This window comes from Kitasatospora sp. NPDC056327, assembly GCF_042261735.1.
GTDB lineage: Bacteria > Actinomycetota > Actinomycetes > Streptomycetales > Streptomycetaceae > Kitasatospora.
Genome location: NZ_JBHJRC010000031.1, coordinates 19,408 through 41,484, shown reverse-complemented (window position 1 = coordinate 41,484; position 22,077 = coordinate 19,408). Strand labels below are relative to the sequence as shown.

At 75.0% G+C, this 22,077-nt stretch carries 21 protein-coding genes and 1 riboswitch; of the genes, 9 read left to right on the top strand and 12 right to left on the bottom strand.

Translation table 11 applies throughout. The features are described from left to right. Together ACFCX4_RS07625 and ACFCX4_RS07620 are read left to right on the top strand one after the other, a co-directional pair. A partial coding sequence (locus ACFCX4_RS07625; RefSeq protein WP_376139701.1) for a dihydrolipoamide acetyltransferase family protein occupies positions 1-1,026 on the top strand: 1,026 nt, incomplete at its 5' end. A 220-nt stretch (positions 1,027-1,246) separates the two neighbouring features. Further along, positions 1,247-2,830: a globin domain-containing protein gene (locus tag ACFCX4_RS07620; RefSeq protein ID WP_376139700.1), complete on the top strand. Its 1,584-nt coding sequence runs from the start codon at positions 1,247-1,249 to the stop codon at positions 2,828-2,830. A gap of 49 nt (positions 2,831-2,879) precedes the next feature. On the opposite strand, the gene ACFCX4_RS07615 is transcribed toward ACFCX4_RS07620, so the two are convergent. Then, on the bottom strand, positions 2,880-3,434 hold the full coding sequence (locus ACFCX4_RS07615) for an NUDIX domain-containing protein (protein WP_376139699.1): 555 nt from the start codon (positions 3,432-3,434) through the stop codon (positions 2,880-2,882). A gap of 332 nt (positions 3,435-3,766) precedes the next feature. On the opposite strand from ACFCX4_RS07615, the gene ACFCX4_RS07610 reads away from it, so the two are divergent. After that, positions 3,767-4,558, top strand: a complete 792-nt coding sequence (locus ACFCX4_RS07610; RefSeq protein ID WP_376139698.1) for an IclR family transcriptional regulator — start codon at positions 3,767-3,769, stop codon at positions 4,556-4,558. A gap of 214 nt (positions 4,559-4,772) precedes the next feature. Continuing rightward, the gene (locus ACFCX4_RS07605) at positions 4,773-5,198 is read left to right on the top strand and encodes an SsgA family sporulation/cell division regulator (RefSeq protein WP_376139697.1); all 426 of its coding nucleotides are present in this window, start codon (positions 4,773-4,775) and stop codon (positions 5,196-5,198) included. Positions 5,199-5,294: 96 nt separating this feature from the next. Here ACFCX4_RS07605 and ACFCX4_RS07600 read toward each other — a convergent pair whose 3' ends face one another. Then, the gene (locus tag ACFCX4_RS07600) at positions 5,295-5,669 is read right to left on the bottom strand and encodes a phage holin family protein (RefSeq protein ID WP_376139696.1); all 375 of its coding nucleotides are present in this window, start codon (positions 5,667-5,669) and stop codon (positions 5,295-5,297) included. Between the two features lie 101 nt (positions 5,670-5,770). On the opposite strand from ACFCX4_RS07600, the gene ACFCX4_RS07595 reads away from it, so the two are divergent. The 3 genes from ACFCX4_RS07595 (at position 5,771) to ACFCX4_RS07585 (ending at position 7,281) form a co-directional block, all read left to right on the top strand. Then, the gene (locus ACFCX4_RS07595; protein ID WP_376139695.1) at positions 5,771-6,088 is read left to right on the top strand and encodes a cupin domain-containing protein; all 318 of its coding nucleotides are present in this window, start codon (positions 5,771-5,773) and stop codon (positions 6,086-6,088) included. Positions 6,089-6,184: 96 nt separating this feature from the next. Then, positions 6,185-6,853 carry a thiaminase II gene (gene tenA, locus ACFCX4_RS07590; RefSeq protein WP_376139694.1) on the top strand — a complete coding sequence of 223 codons (669 nt, stop codon included), beginning with the start codon at positions 6,185-6,187 and terminating at the stop codon, positions 6,851-6,853. Positions 6,854-7,080: 227 nt separating this feature from the next. Beyond that, on the top strand, positions 7,081-7,281 hold the full coding sequence (locus ACFCX4_RS07585) for a DUF5326 family protein (RefSeq protein WP_376139693.1): 201 nt from the start codon (positions 7,081-7,083) through the stop codon (positions 7,279-7,281). Here the strand turns inward: ACFCX4_RS07585 and ACFCX4_RS07580 are convergent. The 7 genes from ACFCX4_RS07580 to ACFCX4_RS07550 form a co-directional block, all read right to left on the bottom strand. After that, the gene (locus ACFCX4_RS07580; RefSeq protein ID WP_376139692.1) at positions 7,278-8,249 is read right to left on the bottom strand and encodes an NAD-dependent epimerase/dehydratase family protein; all 972 of its coding nucleotides are present in this window, start codon (positions 8,247-8,249) and stop codon (positions 7,278-7,280) included. The genes ACFCX4_RS07585 and ACFCX4_RS07580 overlap by 4 nt on opposite strands. 98 nt (positions 8,250-8,347) lie before the next feature. Further along, positions 8,348-9,646, bottom strand: a complete 1,299-nt coding sequence (locus tag ACFCX4_RS07575; RefSeq protein WP_376139691.1) for a cytochrome P450 — start codon at positions 9,644-9,646, stop codon at positions 8,348-8,350. After that, positions 9,643-11,130 carry an AMP-binding protein gene (locus ACFCX4_RS07570; RefSeq protein ID WP_376139690.1) on the bottom strand — a complete coding sequence of 496 codons (1,488 nt, stop codon included), beginning with the start codon at positions 11,128-11,130 and terminating at the stop codon, positions 9,643-9,645. The genes ACFCX4_RS07575 and ACFCX4_RS07570 overlap by 4 nt, the downstream gene beginning before the upstream one ends. An 86-nt stretch (positions 11,131-11,216) precedes the next feature. Further along, positions 11,217-11,957, bottom strand: a complete 741-nt coding sequence (locus ACFCX4_RS07565; protein ID WP_376139689.1) for a glycosyltransferase family A protein — start codon at positions 11,955-11,957, stop codon at positions 11,217-11,219. Continuing rightward, positions 11,954-12,967 (bottom strand): 3-oxoacyl-ACP synthase III family protein, encoded by a 1,014-nt coding sequence (locus ACFCX4_RS07560; protein WP_376139688.1) that lies wholly within the window; start codon positions 12,965-12,967, stop codon positions 11,954-11,956. The genes ACFCX4_RS07565 and ACFCX4_RS07560 overlap by 4 nt, the downstream gene beginning before the upstream one ends. A gap of 80 nt (positions 12,968-13,047) precedes the next feature. Continuing rightward, positions 13,048-14,553 (bottom strand): SPFH domain-containing protein, encoded by a 1,506-nt coding sequence (locus ACFCX4_RS07555; protein WP_376139687.1) that lies wholly within the window; start codon positions 14,551-14,553, stop codon positions 13,048-13,050. 182 nt (positions 14,554-14,735) lie between these two features. After that, entirely contained in the window at positions 14,736-14,942 is a 207-nt protein-coding gene (locus ACFCX4_RS07550) for a hypothetical protein (RefSeq protein WP_376139686.1), read from the bottom strand. 165 nt (positions 14,943-15,107) lie between these two features. Next, positions 15,108-15,242: riboswitch (TPP riboswitch) on the top strand. Between ACFCX4_RS07550 and thiC the strand changes: the two genes are divergently transcribed. Beyond that, entirely contained in the window at positions 15,238-17,085 is a 1,848-nt protein-coding gene (thiC, locus tag ACFCX4_RS07545; RefSeq protein WP_376139685.1) for a phosphomethylpyrimidine synthase ThiC, read from the top strand. Its footprint overlaps the riboswitch before it by 5 nt. A gap of 202 nt (positions 17,086-17,287) precedes the next feature. Here the strand turns inward: thiC and ACFCX4_RS07540 are convergent, their stop codons facing one another. The 3 genes from ACFCX4_RS07540 to ACFCX4_RS07530 all read right to left on the bottom strand — a co-directional run bounded on the left by ACFCX4_RS07540 (position 17,288) and on the right by ACFCX4_RS07530 (position 20,431). Beyond that, a complete protein-coding gene (locus tag ACFCX4_RS07540) occupies positions 17,288-17,704 on the bottom strand; it encodes a VOC family protein (protein WP_376139684.1) in 417 nt (138 codons plus the stop codon). 197 nt (positions 17,705-17,901) lie between these two features. Continuing rightward, the gene (locus tag ACFCX4_RS07535) at positions 17,902-19,128 is read right to left on the bottom strand and encodes a metallophosphoesterase (RefSeq protein WP_376139683.1); all 1,227 of its coding nucleotides are present in this window, start codon (positions 19,126-19,128) and stop codon (positions 17,902-17,904) included. 145 nt (positions 19,129-19,273) lie between these two features. After that, positions 19,274-20,431 (bottom strand): LacI family DNA-binding transcriptional regulator, encoded by a 1,158-nt coding sequence (locus ACFCX4_RS07530; protein ID WP_078879728.1) that lies wholly within the window; start codon positions 20,429-20,431, stop codon positions 19,274-19,276. A 333-nt stretch (positions 20,432-20,764) separates the two neighbouring features. Between ACFCX4_RS07530 and hisC the strand changes: the two genes are divergently transcribed. Further along, the gene (gene hisC / locus ACFCX4_RS07525; protein WP_376139682.1) at positions 20,765-21,835 is read left to right on the top strand and encodes a histidinol-phosphate transaminase; all 1,071 of its coding nucleotides are present in this window, start codon (positions 20,765-20,767) and stop codon (positions 21,833-21,835) included. The last annotated feature ends 242 nt before the right edge of the window (positions 21,836-22,077 follow it).

The window sequence follows — 22,077 nt, the reverse complement described above, 5'->3', positions numbered from 1 at the left end:
GTCGCCGAGCCCGGGCGCGGCGGGCGGCGGCGCCGGGTCGGGGCCGGGGCGGCGCCGCCGCCCGTTCCCGTCGCCGTCCGGGCTCCCGCCCCGGCTCCCGCGCCAGCTCCCGTTCCTGCTCCGGCGCCGGCCGTGCCCCCGGTGATCTCGCCGCTGGTGCGGCGGCTGGCCCGGGAGCAGGGCGTGGACCTCGCGGCCGTCACCGGCAGCGGGCCGGACGGGCTGATCATGCGGTCGGACGTCCAACGGGCGGTCGCGGCCGGGGTCTCCGCGCCGGCCGCCGTACCGGCCGCGGTGCCTGCCACGGTGTCCTCCGCCGTGCCGGTGGAGACCGCCGCCGGGACGGTCGTGCCGCTGCGCGGGCTGCGCCGGGCGGTGGCCGAGAAGCTCGGCCGCAGTCACCGGGAGATCCCCGCCGCGACCTGCTGGGTGGACGCCGACGCCACCGGACTGATGGAGCTGCGGAGGCAGTTGAACGCCGCTGAGGGGCCGAGGGTGAGCGTGCTCGCGCTGCTCGCGAGGATCTGCACGGTCGCGCTGGAGCGCTTTCCCGAGCTCAACTCCAGTGTGACCGAGGACGGTTCGGGCATCCTGCGGCACCGGGCGGTGCACCTCGGCTTCGCGGCGCAGGGCGAGCGCGGCCTGGTCGTTCCGGTCGTGCGTGACGCACAGCGCCTCGGCACCGAGCAACTCGCGGTCGAGCTCGGCCGGTTGACCGAGGCGGCGCGGACCGGTGCGATCGTCCCGGCCGAGCTGACCGGAGGGACCTTCACCCTCAACAACTACGGGGTGTTCGGGGTGGACGGCTCCACACCGATCCTCAACCACCCGGAGGCGGCGATGCTGGGGGTCGGGCGGATCGTCGCCAAGCCCTGGGTCCACCAGGGGGAGCTGGCGGTGCGGGAGGTCACCCAGCTGTCGTTCACCTTCGACCACCGGGTCTGCGACGGCGGGACCGCGGGCGGGTTCCTCCGGTTCGTGGCGGACTGCGTCGAGCGGCCGGGCCTGCTGCTGCGGCGGCTCTGAGTGCCACGCGGTCGCCCCGGGTGGTGGAAGTGGCACCCGGGGCGACCGCGGAACGAGCGAGAGTAGCGCGTCCCGGGGGCGGGTGTCCCGGGCTTCACGCGATTTGTCCGATGAGTACTCCGGGCATGCCACGCTTCCTGGGCGTCAGCAGAGACAAGCCAGGTGGTGGCGAAGGCCGGCCGGAGGCGAAACGATTCTCTTGGGTACTCGAAACGTTGCGGTGAAGTCCCGCAGAACACTTCTGGTCCGGACGGGGCACGGCTCGGCGGCGGCCTCGGCGGTGCCCGGCCTGCCGGTGCCGTCGGCCCCGCCGGCCCCACCGCTTCCACCGGACCTGCCGCCGGCCGCCGCGCCGGTCGCCCGGGCCGGCCTTCCGGCGGCCGGTCCGGTGCCGGTCGCGGTGCCCCCGGCCGCGCCGGAGGCCGTGGTGCAGGCCGTCCCGCCTCCGGCCGCCCCGCCGAGGCCGGTACCGCCCCGGCCCGTCCGGCCGCCCGCCGTTCCCGCGCCGAGCCGGCCGGACCACGCCGCGCCGGCCACCGGGCTCGCCCACGCACCGCTGTTCACCAGCGCGCCCGGCCTCAACTGGTCCGCCCCGGCCGACCCCCCGGTGCCCGCGCCGGAGATCCGGACGGCGGCCGAACTGCCGCCCACCGCACGGGACATCGAGCTGATCCGGAGCAGCCTGGCGGTGGTCGAGCCGGTCGCCGACCGGGCCACCGCGCACTTCTACGCGCTGATCTTCCTCGGCCACCCCGAGCTCCGGGCGCTGTTCCCGGCCGCCATGGACGTCCAGCGCGACCGGCTCTTCCGCGCCCTGCTGGCGGCGGCCCGCGGCGCCGGGGATCCCGAGGGCCTGCGCGGATACCTGAGCGCGCTGGGCCGCGGCCACCGCCGGTACGGCACGCTGACCGAGCACTACGGCCCGGTCGGCGAGTGCCTGGTGGCGGCGCTGGCCAGGTACGCGGGTCACCACTGGAACGCCGAGACCGAGCTGGCCTGGCGCCGGGTCTACCGGCTGATCTCCTCGATCATGACCGGGGCCGCGGAGGAGGACGCCCGGACCTCGCCGCCCTGGTGGCGGGGCGAGGTGGTCGCGCACGAGCGCCGCACCCCGGACGTGGCGGTGCTCACCGTCCGCCCGGACCAGGCGTACCCGTACCGGGCGGGGCAGCACGCCGTCCTGGAGACGCCCTGGTGGCCGCGGGTCTGGCGGCACTACTCGTTCGCCTCGGCGCCCCGGCCGGACGGCCTGCTCACCTTCCACGTGAAGGCGGTGCCGGCGGGCTGGGTGAGCAACGCGCTGGTGCACCGGGCCGGGCCCGGTGACGTGCTGCGGCTCGGCCCGCCGGCCGGCGGGATGACCCTGGACCCCGTGGACGGGGCGGACCTGCTGCTGGTGGCCGGCGGGACCGGGATCGCGCCGGTGCGGGCGCTGGTCGAGGAGGTGGCCGTCCGCGGCGGGGCGGGCCGCTCGGTGGAGGTGTTCTACGGCGCCCGCCGTTCCGGTGGGCTGTACGAGCTGGCGGCGCTGCGGGAGCTGGCCGAGCGGCACCCCTGGCTCACGGTCCGTCCGGTGCTGTCCGGCACCGGTGCCGGCGCCGGGGCGGCCGGGCCGTCCGCCGCCGGGCCGCCGCCGGGCGGACTGCCGGAGGCGGTGGCGCGCTCCGGGCCCTGGGCCGGGCGGACCGCGTACCTCGCCGGACCGCCCGCGATGGTCCGGCGGACGGCGGGGGTGCTGCTGCGGGCCGGGGTCCCGGCGGAGCGGATCCGGCACGACCTGGCCGACGGGCGGGCCGCGCCTTGAGCCGGCGGACCCGGTCCCGGCGGCCCGGTGCGCGGCGGGCGGGCGGCCGTCAGCCGAGGTCGGGCGCGAGCAGCGCGCGGACGCCCTCGATGTTGGCGGCCAGGTAGGCCCGCAGACTGGGCGGTACGACGTTGACCGAGGTGATGCCCTCGCGGGTGAACGGCAGCCGGACCACCTCGTAGTCGCCGTTGGGCTCGTCCACCTCGGGGCCGTGCCGGCGGTCGAGGTCCATCGAGGCGAGCCGGCAGACGAAGAAGTGCTGGACCTTGACCCCGTGCGGGTGCGGCGGCGGGTCGTCGCCGGCGGCGGTCCCCCCGGCCGGGGGGTGGGGAAGGGCGTGGCTGATGGTGTCCACGAAGGCGGGGACCACGTCGACCACCTTGCCGCCCAGTTCCTCGTCCACCTCGCGGTGCAGGGCCTCTACCACGGTCCGGTCGTCCCGTTCGACGCCGCCGCCGGGGGTGATCCAGTACGGGTGCGGCGCGTCGGGCCGGACGCGCTTGATCAGCACGATCGAGGCCGGGCCGTCCGGGTCGTCCGGGTCGACCTCCAGCAGGATCGCCCGGGCGGTGCGCCTGACGACGGGACGGGGCGGGGTGCGCATGGCGACCTCCGGGGCCGGAGCGTTGTGCGGGAGTCTCCCGCGGGCCGGTGCGGCCGAAACGCGGCCCGCTCCGGGTGCGTCCGTCCGTGGTGGGTTCACAGTCGGAATGGATCTTGGATAGCGATGATGAACATTGAACAGGTCTTTTGATCTGAGGTTAACTTGAGACTTTGCCTTTGATTTGAAGGATTTTGCCAAGCGAACCGTGCGAGAGTCATTGCAGCCGCGCCGAGCCTGTGCTGCAATGGGCGACTATCGGGTAAATCGGAGTGATTCGCTCCGCTTGCTTTTCCGTGCGGTGCAACGACTCGGGCTGGGGGCTGGCTGTGGCCATGGATCGGATCGCAGAACGCACGGCGCCGCCGACGCGGACCTCGCGCAAGGAACGGCAGCCCACCCTGATCTCCTCCGTCCAGCGGGCGCTGCGCCTGCTGGAGACCGTCGGATCGTTCCCGCAGGGGGCCTCCGCCAAGCAGCTCGCCCGCGCCGCCGGCCTGCCCCTCGGCACCGCCTACCACCTGCTGCGCACCCTGACCCACGAGGGCTACCTGCGGCGGGCGGACGGGCGCTTCGTCTACGGCGAATCGGTCGACGGGATCGTCCGCGCCGAGGACCGGCAGGCCGAACGGCGCGGACTGCGGGTCAGGATGGAACGGTTAAGCGAGGAGCTCGGCGCGGCCGTCTACTTCGCCCTCTACCAGGACGGCGAGGTGACCGTCGTCGACTCGGTGGACGGCGTCCACCAGCCGGCGGTCGAGCCGTGGGCCGACTTCCGGGCCACCGCGCACGCCCACGCGATCGGGCAGTGCCTGCTCAGCCAACTCCCCGAGGAGGCCCGGCGCGACCACCTCGCCCGGCACCCACCGGTGGGCCTCACCCCGTCCACCGTCGTCGACGAGTCGGTGGTGCTGCGCCGGATCGCCGCCGTGCGCCCCACCATGCCGGTGGTCGAGCGCCAGGAGTACGCGGTCGGCACCGTCTGCGCGGCCGTCCCGATCACCGTGGGCGCGGTGGTCGCCACCATGGCGCTCTCGCTGCCCGTCGAACAGGCCGGCCGGCTGACCACCGTCGCCGGCCAACTGCGGCGCAGTGTCGGTGCGATGACGCCGTCGTTCGTCCTCTGACGATCCCGTCGCACCCGGCCGGGCCGCTCCGGTCCGGCCGGTTCCGCTCTCTCACCATTTGAAAAAGCACACCTTGTCCACTACGTCCCCAAACCGGGACGATGAGAATGGACGTACCGCACGCAATCCCTCCCCCTGTCAGCGAACTTCCTTTGCCCGGGCACCGCGAACCCTCACCCCCGCGCGGCCGGGCAGAACGAGAGGTGTCGGCGCCATGCAGCACAGCACAGTCCAGGGCCACCTGACCATGAACCTGGTGGTCTCGCACGAGCTCGCCTTCCGCATCGTGGTCGACCTCGACTACGACCCCGCCGACCCCTACGCGGTCCGCTTCACCTTCCACCTGCCCGGCGACGAGCCGGTCACCTGGGTCTTCGCCCGCGAACTGCTGCTCGACGGGCTGGCCCGGCCGTCGGGCGAGGGCGACGTGTACATCCACCCGGTCGGCGGGGAGCTCGCCGAGGTCTGTCTGGTGCTGCGCTCCCCCGGGGGCGACGCGGTGCTGCGCGGCTCCGCGCCGCCGCTGATCGCCTTCCTGGCGCGCACCGACCGGCTGGTGCCGATGGGCGAGGAGTTCGCGGCCGGCGACCTCGACGCCCAGCTCGAACTCATCCTGCACGGCCGCGAGAACGCCGGGTGAGCCGCCGGCGGGCGCAGGAGGCAGAGCGAAGGGGCCCGTACCCGGGTGGTTCACCGGGTACGGGCCCCTTCCGCGCGGGGGCGGCGTCCGCCCCGCTCAGTCGTCGTCGAGCGCGAGGCTGAGGCCCCAGGAGACCAGGCTGACGATCAGCGCGCCGAACAGCGCCGCCCAGAACCCGTCGACGTGGAAGTCCAGGTCGAGCTTGTCCGAGGCCCACGAGGTGAGCCACAGCATCAGCGCGTTCACCACGAACGTGAACAGCCCCAGGGTGAGGATGAACAACGGGAGGGAGAACAGCTGCACCACCGGCTTGATGAGCCAGTTGACCACGCCGAAGACCAGCGCCACGGCGATCACCGTGAGCGTCTTCTGCTTCCAGTCGTCCCCGGTGAGCGTGATCCCGGTGACGATCCAGGCGGCGACCCAGATGGCCGCCGCGTTGATCAGTGTCTTGATGACGAAACCCTTCATGGGGCCAGCGTCCCAGGTCGGTCAAGCGGAGACGGTGTTCCGGCCGCTCCGGTGGTGTTGAATGCCGGTGGGCCGAGGCCCGCACGAGGAGGGGTGCCCCGATGAAGCTGTTCCGGCTGGACCACCTGGACGCCGAGCGCGCCGCCAACGACGGCGCGTACCTGCGCTTCCTGCGCGAGCCGCGGATGTCCGCCGGCCTCTACGCGCTCTCCCCCGGTGACGCCGACACCCAGACCGCGCACGCCCAGGACGAGATCTACCAGGTGATCAGCGGCCGGGCCGAGCTGACCGTCGGGAACGAGACCGCCCCGGTGGGCCGCGGCACCGTCGTCTACGTGCCGGCCGGGACACCGCACAGGTTCCACCACGTCACCGAGGAACTGCGGGTGCTGGTGGTCTTCTCGCCGCCGGAGGACTGACCCCGCCGGAGGGCCGGCCTCCCGGGCGGAGGGCCGGCGCCCGGTGGAGGAGCGGCCCCCGGTGGGCGGTCCGCGGGGGCCGGTTAGGGTCGGGGCATGAGCCTGAGCCTTACCGAAGAACTCTGGGCGGCGATCGAGCCGGTCTACGCCGAGATCCTCGACCACCCGTTCATCGCCGGCCTGACCGACGGCACCCTGCCCCGCGAGGCGTTCCGCCACTTCGTCGTCCAGGACTCGCACTACCTGCGGGACTACGCCCGCGCGCTGGCCGTCTGCGCGGCCAAGGCGCCCGGCGAGGAGGAGGTGCGGGCCTTCGCCGACGACGCGATCGGCGCGCTGGCCGCCGAGCAGGGGATGCACGCCGAGTTCCTGGACGCCTTCGGCGACACCGCGGAGGGCGCCGCCGCGGAGCCGGTGCTGCCGACCACCCGCGCCTACACCAGCTACCTGCTCGCCACCGCCTACGGGGGCTCCTTCGCGGAGGCGGTCGGCGCGGTGCTGCCCTGCTACTGGATCTACGCCCGGGTCGGCGAGCGGCTGCTCGCCGAGGGCTCGCCCGAACCGCTCTACGCGAAGTGGATCGCCACCTACGGCGACGAGGCCTTCCAGTCGGTGGTGCGGCGGGTGCTGGCGCTCACCGACCGCCTCGGGGAGGAGCTCTCCCCCGCCGAACGGCGCCGGGTCACCGAGCACTTCGTCACCACCTCGCGGTACGAGTGGATGTTCTGGGACGCCGCCTGGCGCGGGGAGCGCTGGCCGGTCTGAGGCCCGCCGCGGCGGCGTTCCCGGGCCTCGTCCGGTGCGTTCCCGGGGAGTTCCCCGAGGTCGCACCGGGGGTCCACCCGGGGGCCGGGGTCGGGGTGATCTCCGGGTTCTCTCGGGGCCGTTGGGCCTCGTTCCGCCCCCTGCGCCACCGTACGATCGAAGTACCGAAAGTGAACGGGATGCGGCACCGGACGGCAGCCGACCCCCCGGGGAGAGAAGGAACGGACATGGCTGAGCTCTGGAAGTCGCTGCCCTCGTGGGTGCGGAACATCGTCGTGCCGGTGCTGGTGCTGGTACTCGCCTGGAACCTGCTGGCGTTCGTCTTCGGCGTGGTCGGCGCACTGCTGGCCTTCGCCGTGAAGGCGCTGGTGGTGGTCGGCATCGCCGCCGCCGTGGTGATCCTGGTGAAGAAGGCCGCGAAGAACTAGCGAGCGGTCCCGGCGCCCGCGTCCCCTCCCAGGGGGGCGCGGGCGTCCGGCGTTCCCGGGGGCCGGCCGGTCCCCTCGCGCAGGAAGTCGTCGAGGTCGCGGTGCGGCCGCCAGCCCTGGGCGCGGGCCCGGGCGAGGTCCAGCACCATGCCGCGGGAGAGCTGGTCCACCGCGTACGGGGTCAGCCCGGGCAGCCGTCCGGTGCGGGCGGCCAGCCGGGCCAGGGGGGCCGGGACGTGGTGGATCCGGGCGCGGACCCCGTGCGCGGCCAGCACCGCGCGGACCACCTCGTCCCGCCGGTAGGGGCGGGCGTCGGCGATGTTGTGGGCCACCGGTGTCCACGGGCGGTCGCCGGTGCGGCCCGCGCCGACCGCGGACAGGCAGGCGTCGGCGAGGTTCTGCACCGCGGTGAGGCTGAGCGGGACGTCGCCGCCGGGCAGCAGCAGCCGGCCGTGCCGGACCCGCTCCAGCAGCCGGGGCACCAGGTGCGGGTCCCCGGGGCCGTAGACGGCGCGCGGGCGCAGCACCACGGCGCCCGCCGCGAGCGCGAGCCGTTCCCCGGCGGCCTTGGTCCGTCCGTAGGCGTTGAGGTGGCCGGTTCCGGTGGGGTGGTCCTCCCGGACGGACCCGTGCGCCGCCCTCGGGTCGTAGACGCTGGCGCTGGACACCCAGACGAGCGGACGGTCCCCGGCGGCGCGCAGCAGCCGCTCGGTGCCGGTGACGTTGACGGCGTGCTGGACGGCCTCGGCGCCGGCTCCCCGGGGCAGGTCGGCGACGGCGGCGGCGCAGTGCACGACCGCGTCGGCGCCGGTGAAGTCCGGGTCCCCGGCGGTGGCGTCCCACGGGACGTGCCGGCCGGCCGGGCCCGGCCGGCGGCCGTGGCAAACCACCTCGTGGCCGGCGGCGACGGCGGCCCGGACGACGTGCGAGCCGCAGAAGCCGCTCGCGCCGGTGACGGCGATCCGCATCGGGGGGTCTCCTCGGTGGTCCGGGTGATGGGGACGGGCGGCGGGGGCTGGTGGCGGGCCCGGCTGAGGGGAACGGGCGGGGGTGCGGGAGGCGGGGGTCAGCCGGGGGTGCGGGTGGCGCGCAGGGTGAGCTCGGCCCAGCCGGGCAGGGCGGCCCGGCGGTCGGCCCGGGCACCGGTGACCACCGGCGCGTACGGCGCGAGCGCGAGCAGCAGTTCGGCGAGCAGGGCGCGGGCCACCCCGGCGCCCGGGCAGGCGTGCGGGCCGGCGCCGAACACCGCCTGGGCGGCGGCGGGCCCGGGGGGCGGCGCCGGGCGGTGCGCCCCGGCGGCGTGCCGGGCGACCAGGACCAGCCGGTCGCCCGCGCGGACCCGCCGGCCGGCCAGCTCGGCGTCGGCGGCGGCCACCCGGGGGAGCAGCGGCGAGGGCGCGGTGAGGCGGAGCAGTTCGGTGGCCAGCGCGGGCGCGCCGGCGGCGTCGGCGCGGGGCCAGAGCCCGGCGTCCGCGCACCAGGCGGCGGCCCGGGGGAGCGCGGCGACGGTGGTGTTGACGGCGGCCACGGCGACCACGGCGTCCCGGGGGTCGGGCAGCAGGGCGGCCAGGTCGGCGGCGCGGGCGGCGGCCGTGCGGGCGGCGCCGCGCGGCCGGGGACCGGGCAGGTGGTCGCGGGCGGCCGCCGAGGCGGCCTCGGCGGCGGCGCCGGCCAGGGCGTGCGGGCAGGCCGTCGCACCGGTCAGCACGACGGCCGTCACTCCGGCCAGCTCCCGTGCCAGTGCGACGAGTTCGAGTTCTCCGGTGGCGAGCTCCGGGACCCGGGCGGTGAGCACCCGCCGCCAGTGCGGCCGGAGCCGGTCCACGGCGGCGGCGCCCGTGCCGGCCGCCAGTTCCCGGCGGGCGGTGCGGTGTTCGGCCCCCTCCTGGTCGAACAGCGCACCACCGGAGGTGAGTTCGGCCGCGGCCCCGCCGGTGGTGCCGGGCGCGGTGCGGTCCAGCGGGATCCGGGTGAGCGCCTCGTGGTACGCCTCGCCGCCGTGCACCAGGACGGTGCGGCCGAACCGGACGACCGGGTGGCGGCGGGTGGCGGCGAGCAGGGCGAACAGCAGCGGGTGGCTGCGCAGGTAGACCCGGCGGTCCCGGCGGCGGGCCGCGCGGTGCAGCGCGGGCTCGCGCGGTGCCGTGCGGTGGGGCGCCGTGCGGTGGGGTGCCGGCTCGACGGGTGCCGGTTCGACGGCGGTCGGCTCCCGGGGTGTCGGTTCGGCGCCGGCCCGTTCGACGGGGGTCGGTCGGTGCGGCACCGGTTCGGCGGTGACCGGTTCGACGGCGGTCGGTTCGGCGGCGGTCGGTTCGGCGGCGGCCCGTTCACGGGGCGCCGGTTCGCGGCGGCGTGCGCGGATCACCGGGCCAGCTCCCGGGCGCAGCGGGCCGAGGCGGCGGCCCGGTCGGGTTTGCGGGAGCGGCCCGCCAGCGGCACCTCGCCGAACAGCACGGCGTCCGGCCGGGCCGAGCCCATCCGCTCCAGCGGGCCGGCCAGCGCGCCGCGCAGCCGCTGCCGGTCGGTGCCCGGCGAGGGCTGGACGAGCGCGACCAGGCGCTCGTCGCCCTGCCCGTCCGGGACACCGACCAGCACGGCCAGCTCGACGCCCGGCAGGTGCAGGGCCGGCTCGTAGAGGCCCGGGTAGATGTTCTCGGCGCGGCGCAGCACCATGTCCTTGAGCCGGCCGGCCAGGACGATCCGGCCGTCCGGGGCGAGTTCCGCGCGGTCGCCGGTGCGCACCCAGGGTTCGGGCTCCTCGCCCAGGTAGCGGTGCCGGGCGCCGGGACCGGTGAGCAGCAGCTCGCCGTCGGGGCCGAGGCCGGTGCGCACCCCCGGGAGCGGGGCGCCGACCAGGTCGCCGGGGCCGGTGAAGGCGCTCTTCTCGGCCTCCTCGACGGCCGCGGCGGGGAACAGTTCGGTGAGCGCGTAGACGCCCCAGGCCTGCTCGGCGCCGGCCTGCTTGACCCGGCGGAGCAGGGCGGCGTCGGCGGGTGCCGAGCCGGTCCAGACCCTGCCGGTGAACCGGGCCCCGGCGGCGAGCGCGGCGCGCAGCTGCGGCGGGGTGAGGTAGGTGTGGGCGGGGGTGAGCAGGGCGAGCTGGCGGGCGAGCGCGGCGGGGCCGCGGGCCGGCAGGGCGACCGCGGCGCCGGCCGCGAGCGCGGGCACCAGCACGAAGAAGGTGCCGCCCAGCACCACGGTGTCCGGCCGCGGGCCGACGAGCCCGCCGACGGTCTCCAGTCCGGCGGCCAGCCCGGCGCGGGAGTGCACCACGGCGCGCGGGCGGGCGGTGGTGCCGGAGGTGAAGACGATCACGGCGTCCCCCTCGCGCGGCGGGACGTCGTGCCCGGGGACGCGCGGCACCGAGGCGCCGAAGCGGCCGGTCCGCAGCCGGGGCGCGCAGCCGGGCAGCCGGCGGCCGAGCGTGGCGACCGGGCCGAGCAGGCCCAGCGGGGGCAGTGCGAGGTCGGCGCGGCGGGCGAGCGGCCCGGCCCAGCCGGCCACCGCCTGGGCGGCGGCGTCGGCGAGCACCAGGTCGGGCCGGGCCAGGGCGAGCCGGGCGGCCACCACGTCGGGGCCGGCGGTCGGGTCCAGGACGGCGGTGCGCAGGCCGAGCCGCTGGGCGGCGAGCAGGACGGCGAGGGAGCGCGGGCCCGGGCGGACGGCGATGCCGAGGGTGTCGCCGTCGCGCAGGCCGCGGGCGTGCAGGGCGACGGCGTAGCCGGCGGCCAGTTCGGCGAGTTCGCCGCGGCGGATCTCGACCCGGGTGGTGCCGAACCGGGTGTGCCGCAGGACGGCGGGGCGGTCGGGGTGGACGGTGCGCAGGTCGTGGGCGAGCCGGTCGAGCACGGGAGGTCCTCGGGTTGCGGCGGACGGCGGGAGTCGGTGGCGGGAGCGGTCGTGGCGGTCGGTGGCCGGAGGGCGCCGCGCCGGGGTCAGCGGACGTCGGCGGCGCGGGAGCCCGAGCCGCGGTCCAGGTACCAGCGGGCGGTGCCGACCACCCCGTAGGCGCGGATCCGCCGGGTGGAGTTCTGCACCACCATGTCGCGGCGGTGGACGATCGCGGTGGTGTGCCGGCGGACCAGGTTGACGAACAGCCGGTCGGTCGGCGAGGGCCGCCGGGGCATGCCGCCGACCGCCTGGTACAGCTCGGCGGTGATCGCCATGTTGTTGCCCGCGTGCATCCGGTACGGCGTCAGGTAGCCGTGCCGGAGCCGGTGCGCGGGCCGGATCCGGCCGAAGAACGCGCCGAGCGCGACCAGCACCAGGAAGACGGCCCGCCCGGCCGGACCGTGCTCGTCCCGGCGGGCGGTGACCCGGCCGCAGACCAGGCCCCCTCCGCCGCGCAGCGCGGACCGGGCGGCGGCCGTCCAGCCGGGTTCGGGCAGGCAGTCGGCGTCGGTGCGGGCCAGCAGTCCGGCGCCCCGCGCGATGGCGTGCCGGAACGCGGTGTCGACCGCCGAGCCGACCCCCTTCTCCGGCTCGACCAGCACCTCGACCGGGAACGGTGCCCGGGCGGCGAAGGCGCGGACCGCGTCGACGGTGCCGTCGGTGGAGCCGTTGTCGGCGACCAGCAGGGTGAACTCACGGTCCCGCTGGGCGGCGAGGGCCTCCAGGGTGCCGGTGATCCGGCGCTCCTCCTGGTAGGCGGGCACGATCACCCAGAGCTCGCTCACGACGCCTCCCAGACCATCGTCATCAGGCTCACGCCACCGCCGAGGCCGAGCATCAGCACCTTGTCGCCGGGCGCCAGCCCGTCGCGTATTCGGTCGAGCTGCACGCCGATCGTGGCACTGGCGACATTGCCCAGCTCCGGCACGGTCACCACCAGCTTCTCCTCCGGCACCCCGGTGACCTCGACGAACCGCTCCAGGTAGGGCACGGTCACCTGGTGCACCAGCACCCGGGCGTAGTCGTCCCAGCCGAGGCCGGTGCGGGCGGCCACCCGGGTCAGGATGTCCAGGCCGATCTTCTCGAAGACGCCGCGCAACTCGGTCCCGCCGCCCCGGAAGTAGCTGTACTCGTCGCCGCGCGGGTGGCGCGAGCCGCCGCCGGGGATGCCGCCGACCGCCCAGTGCTCGGAGGCGGTCTCGGTCTCCACGTCGAGGATGCCGCCGCGCTCGACGGCCTCGACGACCACGGCGGCGCCCGCGTCGCCGAAGGTGTAGCCGGCGAAGCCCTCGCGGAACTGCTCGGCGCCGCTCGGGTCCCGGCGCATCGCCCGGCTGGGCGTCTCTCCGGTGACCACCAGGGCGCGGCGGGCGCGTCCGGCCAGGATCATCGCGCGGGCCAGGTCGATCCCGTTGAGGAAGCTGTTGCACGCGTTGCTGACGTCGAACGCGTGGGCGCGGGAGCCGAGTTCGGCCTGCACGAGGTGGGCGGTGGCGGGCTCGACGACGTCCCGGGTGGCGGAGGCGAACAGCAGCAGGTCGATGTCGGCCGGGTCCAGCCCGCGGGCGGCCAGGGCGCGCCGGGCGGCGCCGACGGCCAGGGTGGAGGCGTACTCGCCGTCGGCCGCGAAGTGCCGGGTGACGATGCCGGTGGCCTTCTCGAAGGTCCGCTCCGGCAGGCGCAGTCGGCCGCCGGCGGTGATCTCGTCCTGGAGCTGCTGGGAGGTCAGGCGGCGGGCGGGGAGCCGGGCTCCGACGGCGGTGATGCCGATCCGCGCGGTGGCTGCTGGATGCATGGTCCCATCGTCGGGCGGATCCGGGCGCGCCCGCCTGAGTACCCGTACTCAGGCGGGCGCGCCCGGGCTACCCAGAACGGTCAGTCCTCCTCGGCGTCCCGGTCGCGGAAGGCGACGGGCACCGCGTCGACCGGCACCGGGACGGAGACCGCGGCGGTCGCCGCCGGGGCCGGCCCACCGGTGCCGGCGGCACCCTCCGGGCCGACCGTGGACAGCAGCTGCCGGGCCAGCCCGAGCCCGGTGCCGCCCATCGCGAGCGCCTTGGCGAACAGCTCGCCCATCCCGTCGGCACCGTTGAGCAGCACCATGTGCTCGACGTTGCCGAAGGACTCCGCGGCGGCCTTGACGATCTGCGGCCACTGCTCCGCCAGCTCCTGGGCCACCACCGCGTCCTGGTTCTCCGCCAGGGCGGCGGCGCGCGCCTTGATGCCCTCGGCGCGGGCCAGCCCGATCGCCCGCGCCGACGTCGCCTCGGCCAGGCCGAGCGCCTCGGCCGCGGACGCCTCGGCCTGCCCGGTGGCCGTGGTCGCCTCCGCCTCGGCGAGGCCGCGCACCCTGGTCGCCTCGGCGTCCGCCTCGGCCGCGATCCGCACCCGGCTGGCCTCGGCCGCCGCCGCCAGCTCGGTCTCCCGGGCCTTCGCCTGCGCGGCGGAGATCCGCGCGTCCCGGGACGCCTCGGCGGTCGTGCGGGTGTCGTAGGCGCGGGCGTCCGCGGGCTTGCGCACCTCGATCTGGAGCTGCTGCTCGGTGCGCTGGGCCTCCAGCTCGGCGACCCTGGTCTCCTGGACGACGACCTGCTGCCGGGCGGCGGCGTCGGCCAGCGGACCGGCCTGCCGGGCGCGGGCGGTGGCGGTGTCCATCTCGGCCTGGTACGAGGACTGCTGGATCTCGCTGTCGCGGGTGGCCTCGGCCTTGCGGGCGGCGGCCTCCTGCTCGGCCTCGGTGGCCAGCCGGTCCGCCGCGGCCTGGGCGATCCGGGCGTCCCGCTGGACGGCGGCGGCGTGCGGGATGGCCAGGTTCTTGATGTAGCCGGTCGGGTCGATGATCTCCTGGATCTGCAGGGTGTCGATGATCAGCCCGAGCTTCTCCATCTCCAGCCCGGAGGCGGCCCGGGTCTCGCCGGTGAGCCGTTCGCGGTCGCGGATCATGTCCTCGACGGTGAGGCCGCCGACGATCGAGCGCAGGTGGCCGGCGAAGACGTTGTGGACGCGCTGGCTGATCAGCTTCTGCTGGTCCAGGAAGCGGCGGGCGGCGTTGGCGATCGAGACGTCGTCGTCGCCGACCTTGAAGATCACCACGCCCTTCACCCGGACCGGGATGCCCTGCGTGGTGACGCACTCGACGTTCAGTTCGGCCTCGTTGAGGTCCAGCGAGAGCCGCCGGACCCCCTGCAGGCCGGGGGTGACGAGGGTGCCCCGGCCGGTGACGATCCGGAACCCCAGCCCGTCGCCGACCCCCTCGGTGCGGTGGCGGGAACCGGAGATGATCAGTGCCTCGTTCGGCTCGGCCACCCGCCACATGAGCTTGAAGAGCGTGATTCCCAGGATCAGTGCCCCGACGACGGTCAGGGCGATGACAAGTGCCATGGTTCAACTCCCCCTTCAGGCGCAGGAGATGCGCCGTCTGGGATTGTCCGCCGGGGCACGGCCGCAGGAAAGGGAAAGGACATGACGGACCGTCACAAGGTCGTCACCGGACCGTCATCGGGGTGTCACGGACGGACCGGGCCGCAGGCCGGCGGCCCGTCCGCGACACCCTCGCGGCCGTCTCAGGGACCGATCGGAGCCACGTACACCGTCCTCGGCGGCTGGTACTCGATCACCACCACCGGCGTTCCCACCGTCAGCCGGTCGCCGGGGACCGCCAGGTACGCGAGGAAGGCCTCGGTCCCCTGACGCTCCGGCACGTGCACCATCACCTCGCCGACCAGTCCCGCGCCGACCGCCCCGGTCACCCGCCCCGTGCTCCCGACCACGCCGGCCCTCCCTCGCCTCGTCCGCTACCGTGGCCAGTCTGCCCGTACGGACGGCTCCGCGCCCGCCGTTCACCGTCCGGACCTCGACGTTCCCCCTCCCCGACCCCCTCTGGACCTCGGGCGATCGGCTCGCTACGGTGTTGGACGTCATGCGCGGGCAACACCGCCTGCGGACGCGGGAGCTCGGAGCACCGGGCTGAGAGGGCGCTGAACGGGACGTCGACGGACGGACCGGCGGCTGCGTCGACCGCAGGAACCTGACCGGGTAATGCCGGCGTAGGGAGTTTGAGGTCCGATGACCACCTTCGATGCACAGCCGCAGTCTGTCCGGCCGCAGTCCGCCGAGCGGCCTTCCCCCGCCGGCGGCGCCGTCACCAGCGCCGGCACCGGCTACCCCACCCCGGCCTGGCGCAAGGCCTACCGCGAGGGCTCCCGCCCCGACCTGCGCGTGCCGTACCGCGAGGTCGTGCTCACCAACGGCGGGCGCGTCCCGCTGTACGACACCTCCGGCCCGTACACCGACCCGGCCTACGAACCCGACGTGCGGCGCGGCCTGCCCGCGCTGCGCGACGCGTGGATCCGGCAGCGCGGCGACGTCGAGGAGTACGACGGCCGCGAGGCCCGCCCCGAGGACGACGGCATCAAGCACACCGCCCCGCGCGGCGGGGACCTGCGCAACCTCGACGCGGTCTTCCCCGGCCGCCCGCGCCGCCCGCTGCGCGGCCGGGACGGCGTCGCCGTCACCCAGCTCGCCCACGCCAAGCGCGGCACCGTGACGCCCGAGATGGAGTTCGTCGCCCTGCGCGAGGGCCTGTCACCCGAGTACGTCCGCGACGAGGTGGCCCGCGGCCGCGCGGTCATCCCGGTCAACGTGAACCACCCCGAGGTCGAGCCGGCGGTCATCGGCACCAACTTCCTGGTGAAGATCAACGCCAACATCGGCAACTCCGCGGTCACCTCCTCGATCGAGGAGGAGGTGGAGAAGATGACCTGGGCCACCCGCTGGGGCGCCGACACCGTCATGGACCTCTCCACCGGCCGCAACATCCACACCACCCGCGAGTGGATCCTGCGCAACTCCCCCGTGCCGATCGGCACCGTGCCGCTCTACCAGGCGCTGGAGAAGGTCGACGGCAAGGCCGAGGAGCTGAGCTGGGACGTCTACCGCGACACGGTCGTCGAGCAGTGCGAGCAGGGCGTCGACTACATGACGGTGCACGCCGGGGTGCTGCTGCGCTACGTGCCGCTGACCGCCCGCCGCAAGACCGGGATCGTCTCGCGCGGCGGCTCGATCATGGCCGCCTGGTGCCTGGCGCACCACCGGGAGAACTTCCTCCACACCAACTTCGAGGAGCTCTGCGACATCCTCGCGAGCTACGACGTCACCTTCTCCCTCGGTGACGGCCTGCGCCCCGGCTCGATCGCCGACGCCAACGACGAGGCCCAGTTCGCGGAGCTGCAGACCCTGGGCGAGCTGGGCCGGATCGCCCGCGCCAGGGACGTCCAGGTGATGATCGAGGGCCCGGGCCACGTCCCGATGCACAAGATCAAGGAGAACATGGATCTCCAGAAGGAGATCTGCGACGAGGCCCCGTTCTACACCCTCGGCCCGCTCACCACCGACGTCGCGCCCGGCTACGACCACATCACCTCGGGCATCGGCGCCGCGATGATCGCCTGGTGGGGCACCGCGATGCTCTGCTACGTCACCCCCAAGGAGCACCTGGGCCTGCCCAACCGGGACGACGTGAAGACCGGCGTCATCACCTACAAGATCGCCGCCCACGCCGCCGACCTGGCCAAGGGCCACCCCGGCGCGCAGGCCTGGGACGACGCCCTGTCCGACGCCCGCTTCGAGTTCCGCTGGGAGGACCAGTTCAACCTGGCCCTCGACCCGGAGACGGCCCGCGACTTCCACGACGAGACCCTCCCCGCCGAGCCCGCCAAGACCGCCCACTTCTGTTCGATGTGCGGCCCGAAGTTCTGCTCGATGAAGATCTCCCAGAAGATCCGCGACGAGCACGGCGACGGCTCCACCGCGGTCGCCTCCGGCGTCGACGCCGAGGCGATCGCCGGCATGGCCGAGAAGTCCGCCGAGTTCGCCGCCCGCGGCAACAAGGTCTACCTCCCCCTCGCCGACTGACGCATCCGCGTGCCGTGACGGGCACCGCTTCCGGGGACGGACCGTGTCCCGGGAGGGGTGCCCGTTTCCGGGGCCGGCCACGGCGTCTTCCGCCCGTCCACGAACCGGTTCGGGGTGCGGCCGGGGTGGCGGCGCGTCGCGAAGGCCCCCGGTCCCGGCGCGCCCGCCGGGGCCGGGGGCCTTCGTCGTCGCCCGCCGCGGGTCACCCCGCCGCCGGCTCCGCGCCGTCCCCGGCGTCCGCGGGGTACCAGCGGAGTTCCACGGTGTTGCCGTCCGGGTCCCGGACGTAGACGGAGGTGGCGGTGCCGCGGGCGCCGAAGCGGGCGACGGGGCCCTCCAGGACGGTGAAGGTGCCGGCGTCGATCACCTCCTGCCAGTCGAGCGGGTCGACCGTGAGGCAGATGTGGTCGACGTTGGACCCGCCGCGTGGTCGGTCGGTGAGGTCGATGATCGTTTCGGGGGTGATCCGGACGGACACGAACGGGGCCTCCCCGGCCCGCCACTCGTCGAGCCGGACGGGCTCCAGGCCGAGCAGCCCGCTGTAGAACTCCAGCGAACGCCCGATGTCGCGGACGTTGAGCACGAGGTGGTCGAAGGCCTTCACGCGGAGGGCGGTCATGGTGGGCTCCGGTCGGGAGGAGGCTGCGGGGTGTCGTCCCCACGATCCGCCGGGCGGCCGGTGCCCATCAAGGGGTGATCGGCGAACGGTCACCGAGCCGGGCCGAACGCCGGGCCGAACGCCGGGAGGGGCGGGCGGAGGACCGGCCGGACCGCGGAGGGTCCGGCCGCCGTGGCGCGCCCCGGCCCGCCGCCGGTTCAGACCGGCAGGCGGGAGACCAGCAGCCGACCCTCCATGGTCACGCCGCCGTCCATGGCGACGGCCAGGTCCTCCGCGTAGACGTACGGGCCCGGGACGTGCGGCGGCATGCCGTCGTCGGCGTGCACGGCGCCGGTGAGGTACGGGATCGGGCTGTGCCCGTGCACCACGCGCGTGCCGCCGTAGGTCTCCAGCAGTTCGCGGACGGCCAGCGGGCCGGCGTCGCCGCGGAAGGCGAAGCGCTTGGTGAACCGGCGGAAGCAGTCCCACCACTCGTCGACGCCCTCGTCCGCGAGCAGGTCGTGGACGGCGTCGTTGACCTCGGCGATGGACTCGCCGTACTCCAGGTACGCGGTGGTGTCGGAGTGCAGCAGCAGGTGGCCGTCCTCCAGGGCGATCGCCGGGAGCCGGGAGAGCCAGCTGATGTGGTGCCCCTCCAGGCGCTCCAGGTCGCTCTGCTGGCCGCCGTTGAGCCGCCAGGCGGCGAGGAAGGAGGCGGTGCCGGCGGTGGACTGGACCGGCTCGTCGCCGTACCGGGCGGCGCCCAGGAAGAGCAGTTCGTGGTTGCCCATCAGGGCACGGCAGTAGCCGCCGGCCGCGGCGGCCTCGGCGGCGAGCTGCATGACCAGGTCGATGACGCCGATGCCGTCCGGTCCGCGGTCGGTGAAGTCGCCGAGGAACCAGATCCGGGAGCGCCCGGCCGACCAGTGGCCGTCGGCGTCGATGATGCCCTGCTGACGGAGTTCGGCGCGGAGCTCGTCGAGGTAGCCGTGCACGTCGCCGACCACGTAGAGCGGGCCGGGCGGCTCGCCGGGGCCGGGGGCCGGGTACGGGTGGTAGGGCAGCCCGGGTTCGGCGAGCGGGGGGCCGAGCTCGATGGTCGGCGGGTCGTCGCTCTGGGCGCCGGGGTCCCGGGCGCCGGGGTGGCCGCCGTGCGCGGGGGAGGGGTGGTCGGGCAGGGTCGGCTCGTAACCGGGGTGCTCGGGCTGGCCGTTGGGGGCGTGCACGGTGTGGCCGTGCTCGGGGCCGGCGGCCGGCCAGTGCTGTTCGAGGTACCGGGCGCCGCCGTAGCCGCTGTAGGTCTCGGCCTCGTACCCGCCCCCGGCGTAGCCGGCGACGGGTTCCGGTTCGTAATAGGTGCCGTACGGCAGCACGTCGAGGTCCGGCTGGTGGCGTGGGCCTGAGTCCGGGTGTTCAGGCCCGGGGAAGCGGTCCTCGGGTGTCATTCGCCCATCATAGGAAGACCACTCTCCCGGCGTCGTCACCTGGTGGGTATCCAATCCTCCGGAGCGTCAGCCGGGCGGTCCGTCAGGTCCGTTTTGTCCCGACTCGGCAGGTCCGGACCACAGCCCGTGGGGTGCGGTCCCGGGGTCACACCTCGCCCGGCGGGCGGGGCGGGCTGACCGTGGTGCGCGGGCTCCGCCGCTGGGAGGAGGCGCGGACGATGAGTTCGGTGGGCATCAGGGTGCCGGGCGGCGGGCCGGTGCCGGCGGTGCGGAAGCGGGGCGGGAAGAGCCGGGCGATGTCGACGCCGGTGCCGGAGTCCACCCCCTCGATGGCGTCGATCAGCAGGTTCACCACGGTGGTGCCGATCCGGCGCGGCTTGAGCGACAGGGTGGTGATCGGCGGCTCGGTGGTGGCGTAGACGTCGCTCTCGCTGCAGCAGACCAGCAGCAGGTCGTCCGGCACCCGCAGGCCGTAGCGGCGGGCGGCGGCCAGCAGGTCGGTGCCGTTGGGGTCGAACAGGCCGTAGACGGCGTCCGGCCGGTCGGGGCGGGCGAGCAGCCGGTCGGCGGCGACGGCGCCGGCGGCCGGGTCGTGCGCGGGGTAGGTCTCGTAGACCGGCTCCTGCCCGACCTTGGCGCACCAGCCGAGGTAGGCCTCGGTGGAGAGCCGGGTGTAGGTGTCGGTGCTGGTGCCGGTGAGCAGGCCGATCCGGCGGGCGCCGGCCTCGGAGAGGTGGTCGAGGATGCCGAGCACGGCGGCCTCGTGGTCGTTGTCGACCCAGGCGGTGACCGGGCAGTTGCCCGGCTTGCCGTCGCTCACCACCGGGACGCCGGACCGGTACAGCTCGCTGACCAGCGGGTCCTGGTCGGGCGGGTCGATCACGACGGTGCCGTCCAGGGCGATGTTGCCCCAGACGTCGTGGCGGGAGGAGGCGGGCAGCACCACCAGCGCGTAGCCGCGGCCCAGGGCGGCGCTGGTGGCGGCCCGGGCCATCTCGGCGAAGTAGGCGAACTCGGTGAAGGTGAAGGGCTCTTCGCCGTAGGTGGTGACGGTCAGGCCGATCAGGCCGGACCGTCCGGTGCGCAGGGTCCGTGCGGCCGCCGAGGGGCGGTAACCGAGGCGCTCGGCGACTTCGCGCACCCGGCTTCTGGTCTCGTCGGGCAGGCGGCCCTTCCCGTTCAGCGCGTCGGAGACGGTGGTGATCGACACTCCGGCGGCTGCTGCCACATCCCGGATGCCGGCCCGCTCCAGACGCCTTGAGGTGGTGGGTCGCCGACCGCTCTGGTTGGCTGCTGCTGTCATGGCGGACCGATCGTATGGCTCCTGACAAGGGTCTGTGACCGGCGCATTCGGAGCCTGTGGAGATACGTTTCTCCACGAGTGAGCCCGTGTGCGCCCCTTCGATCCCCGTACGGAACCAGCCGCTTTACCTCTGACATGTGCCAAAGGGACCCGCAGAATGGCTGATCCGCACCTGTAACCCGACCGGGCATCTCACTCCTACGGGTGAGCACGGTCGGTATCGTTCAGGGCACCCGACCGGGGTGGAACCGCAAGGCGTTCCGACAGCCCGGGCACGGCGGTGACCCCGACCGTGGTGGGCGAACGCAGCGGAAAGACCGAAGGAGACCGACCGTGACCGCAGCACAGGGCCCCCGCCTCAGGCCGACCCTGGACGGCATCCCCACCTACAAGCCCGGCAAGCCCGCCGGCGCCGACGCTTACAAGCTGTCGTCGAACGAGAACCCCTACGAGCCGCTCCCCGGCGTCCTGGAGGCGGCGGTCGCGGCGGCCGGCAGGCTCAACCGCTACCCCGACATGGCCGTCACCGAGCTGACCGCCGTCCTGGCCGAACACTTCGGCGTCCCGGCCGAGCACATCGCCACCGGCACCGGCTCGGTCGGCGTCGCCCAGTCGCTGATCCTGTCGACCGCGGGCCCGGGCGACGAGGTGATCTTCGCCTGGCGCTCCTTCGAGGCCTACCCGATCATCACCCAGGTCGCCGGCGCGACCCCGGTCCCGGTGCCGCTCACCGCCGGCGGGGACCACGACCTGGACGCGATGCTCGCCGCGGTCACCGAGCGGACCCGGCTGATCTTCGTCTGCAACCCGAACAACCCCACCGGCAACGTGATCCACCGCGCCGAGCTGGAGCGCTTCCTGGACGCCGTCCCGGCCGACGTGCTGATCGTCGTCGACGAGGCGTACATCGAGTTCATCCGCGACCCCGAGGTGCCCAACGGCATCGACCTCTACCGGGACCGCCCGAACGTCTGCGTGCTGCGCACCTTCTCCAAGGCGTACGGCCTGGCCGGGCTGCGGGTCGGCTTCGCGATCGCCCACGAGCCGGTGGCGAACGCGCTGCGCAAGACCGCGGTGCCGTTCGGCGTCACCCAGCTCTCCCAGGACGCCGCGGTCGCCTCGCTGCGCGCCGAGGAGGCCCTGATGGTCCGGGTCGAGGCGCTGGTCGAGGAGCGGACCCGGGTGGTGGCCGGGCTGCGCGCCCAGGGCTGGGAGATCCCGGACTCGCAGGCCAACTTCGTCTGGCTGGAGCTGGGCGAGCGCTCGCAGGACTTCGCCGCGGCCTGCGCCGAGGCCGGCGTGATCGTCCGCCCCTTCCCGGAGGGCGTGCGGATCTCGATCGGCGAGGTCGAGGGCAACTCGATCTTCCTCAAGGTCGCCGAGGCGTTCCGCAAGGAGCTGTAGCCGTCGGTCCGCGGCGGAGCGGGACGGCCCGGTGGGGCCGGTCCGCTCCGCCGCGGCGTTTCCGGGGGCGTGCCGGGCCCTTTCCGGCGTTTCCGGGGCCCGGTGGATCAGGAGTGCCTGGGGATCCCTGGGAGACGGCTGGGAGATCGGTCAACGCTTCGCCCGGTGCCCGCCAAGCCGGTGCCCGGCGCCGGGCGGAGCGTGACCATATGCCCGGTTCGGGCGGTCAGCCGGCTCCCAGC

Bases quoted from the DNA above. Each gene is read 5' to 3' on its own strand.
- ACFCX4_RS07615 (WP_376139699.1), bottom strand. From the start codon at position 3,434: ATGCGCACCCCGCCCCGTCCCGTCGTCAGGCGCACCGCCCGGGCGATC.
- ACFCX4_RS07610 (WP_376139698.1), top strand. From the start codon at position 3,767: ATGGATCGGATCGCAGAACGCACGGCGCCGCCGACGCGGACCTCGCGC.
- ACFCX4_RS07605 (WP_376139697.1), top strand. From the start codon at position 4,773: ATGCAGCACAGCACAGTCCAGGGCCACCTGACCATGAACCTGGTGGTC.
- ACFCX4_RS07600 (WP_376139696.1), bottom strand. From the start codon at position 5,669: ATGAAGGGTTTCGTCATCAAGACACTGATCAACGCGGCGGCCATCTGG.
- ACFCX4_RS07595 (WP_376139695.1), top strand. From the start codon at position 5,771: ATGAAGCTGTTCCGGCTGGACCACCTGGACGCCGAGCGCGCCGCCAAC.
- tenA (WP_376139694.1), top strand. From the start codon at position 6,185: ATGAGCCTGAGCCTTACCGAAGAACTCTGGGCGGCGATCGAGCCGGTC.
- ACFCX4_RS07585 (WP_376139693.1), top strand. From the start codon at position 7,081: ATGGCTGAGCTCTGGAAGTCGCTGCCCTCGTGGGTGCGGAACATCGTC.
- ACFCX4_RS07580 (WP_376139692.1), bottom strand. From the start codon at position 8,249: ATGCGGATCGCCGTCACCGGCGCGAGCGGCTTCTGCGGCTCGCACGTC.
- ACFCX4_RS07560 (WP_376139688.1), bottom strand. From the start codon at position 12,967: ATGCATCCAGCAGCCACCGCGCGGATCGGCATCACCGCCGTCGGAGCC.
- ACFCX4_RS07555 (WP_376139687.1), bottom strand. From the start codon at position 14,553: ATGGCACTTGTCATCGCCCTGACCGTCGTCGGGGCACTGATCCTGGGA.
- thiC (WP_376139685.1), top strand. From the start codon at position 15,238: ATGACCACCTTCGATGCACAGCCGCAGTCTGTCCGGCCGCAGTCCGCC.
- ACFCX4_RS07540 (WP_376139684.1), bottom strand. From the start codon at position 17,704: ATGACCGCCCTCCGCGTGAAGGCCTTCGACCACCTCGTGCTCAACGTC.
- ACFCX4_RS07535 (WP_376139683.1), bottom strand. From the start codon at position 19,128: ATGACACCCGAGGACCGCTTCCCCGGGCCTGAACACCCGGACTCAGGC.
- ACFCX4_RS07530 (WP_078879728.1), bottom strand. From the start codon at position 20,431: ATGACAGCAGCAGCCAACCAGAGCGGTCGGCGACCCACCACCTCAAGG.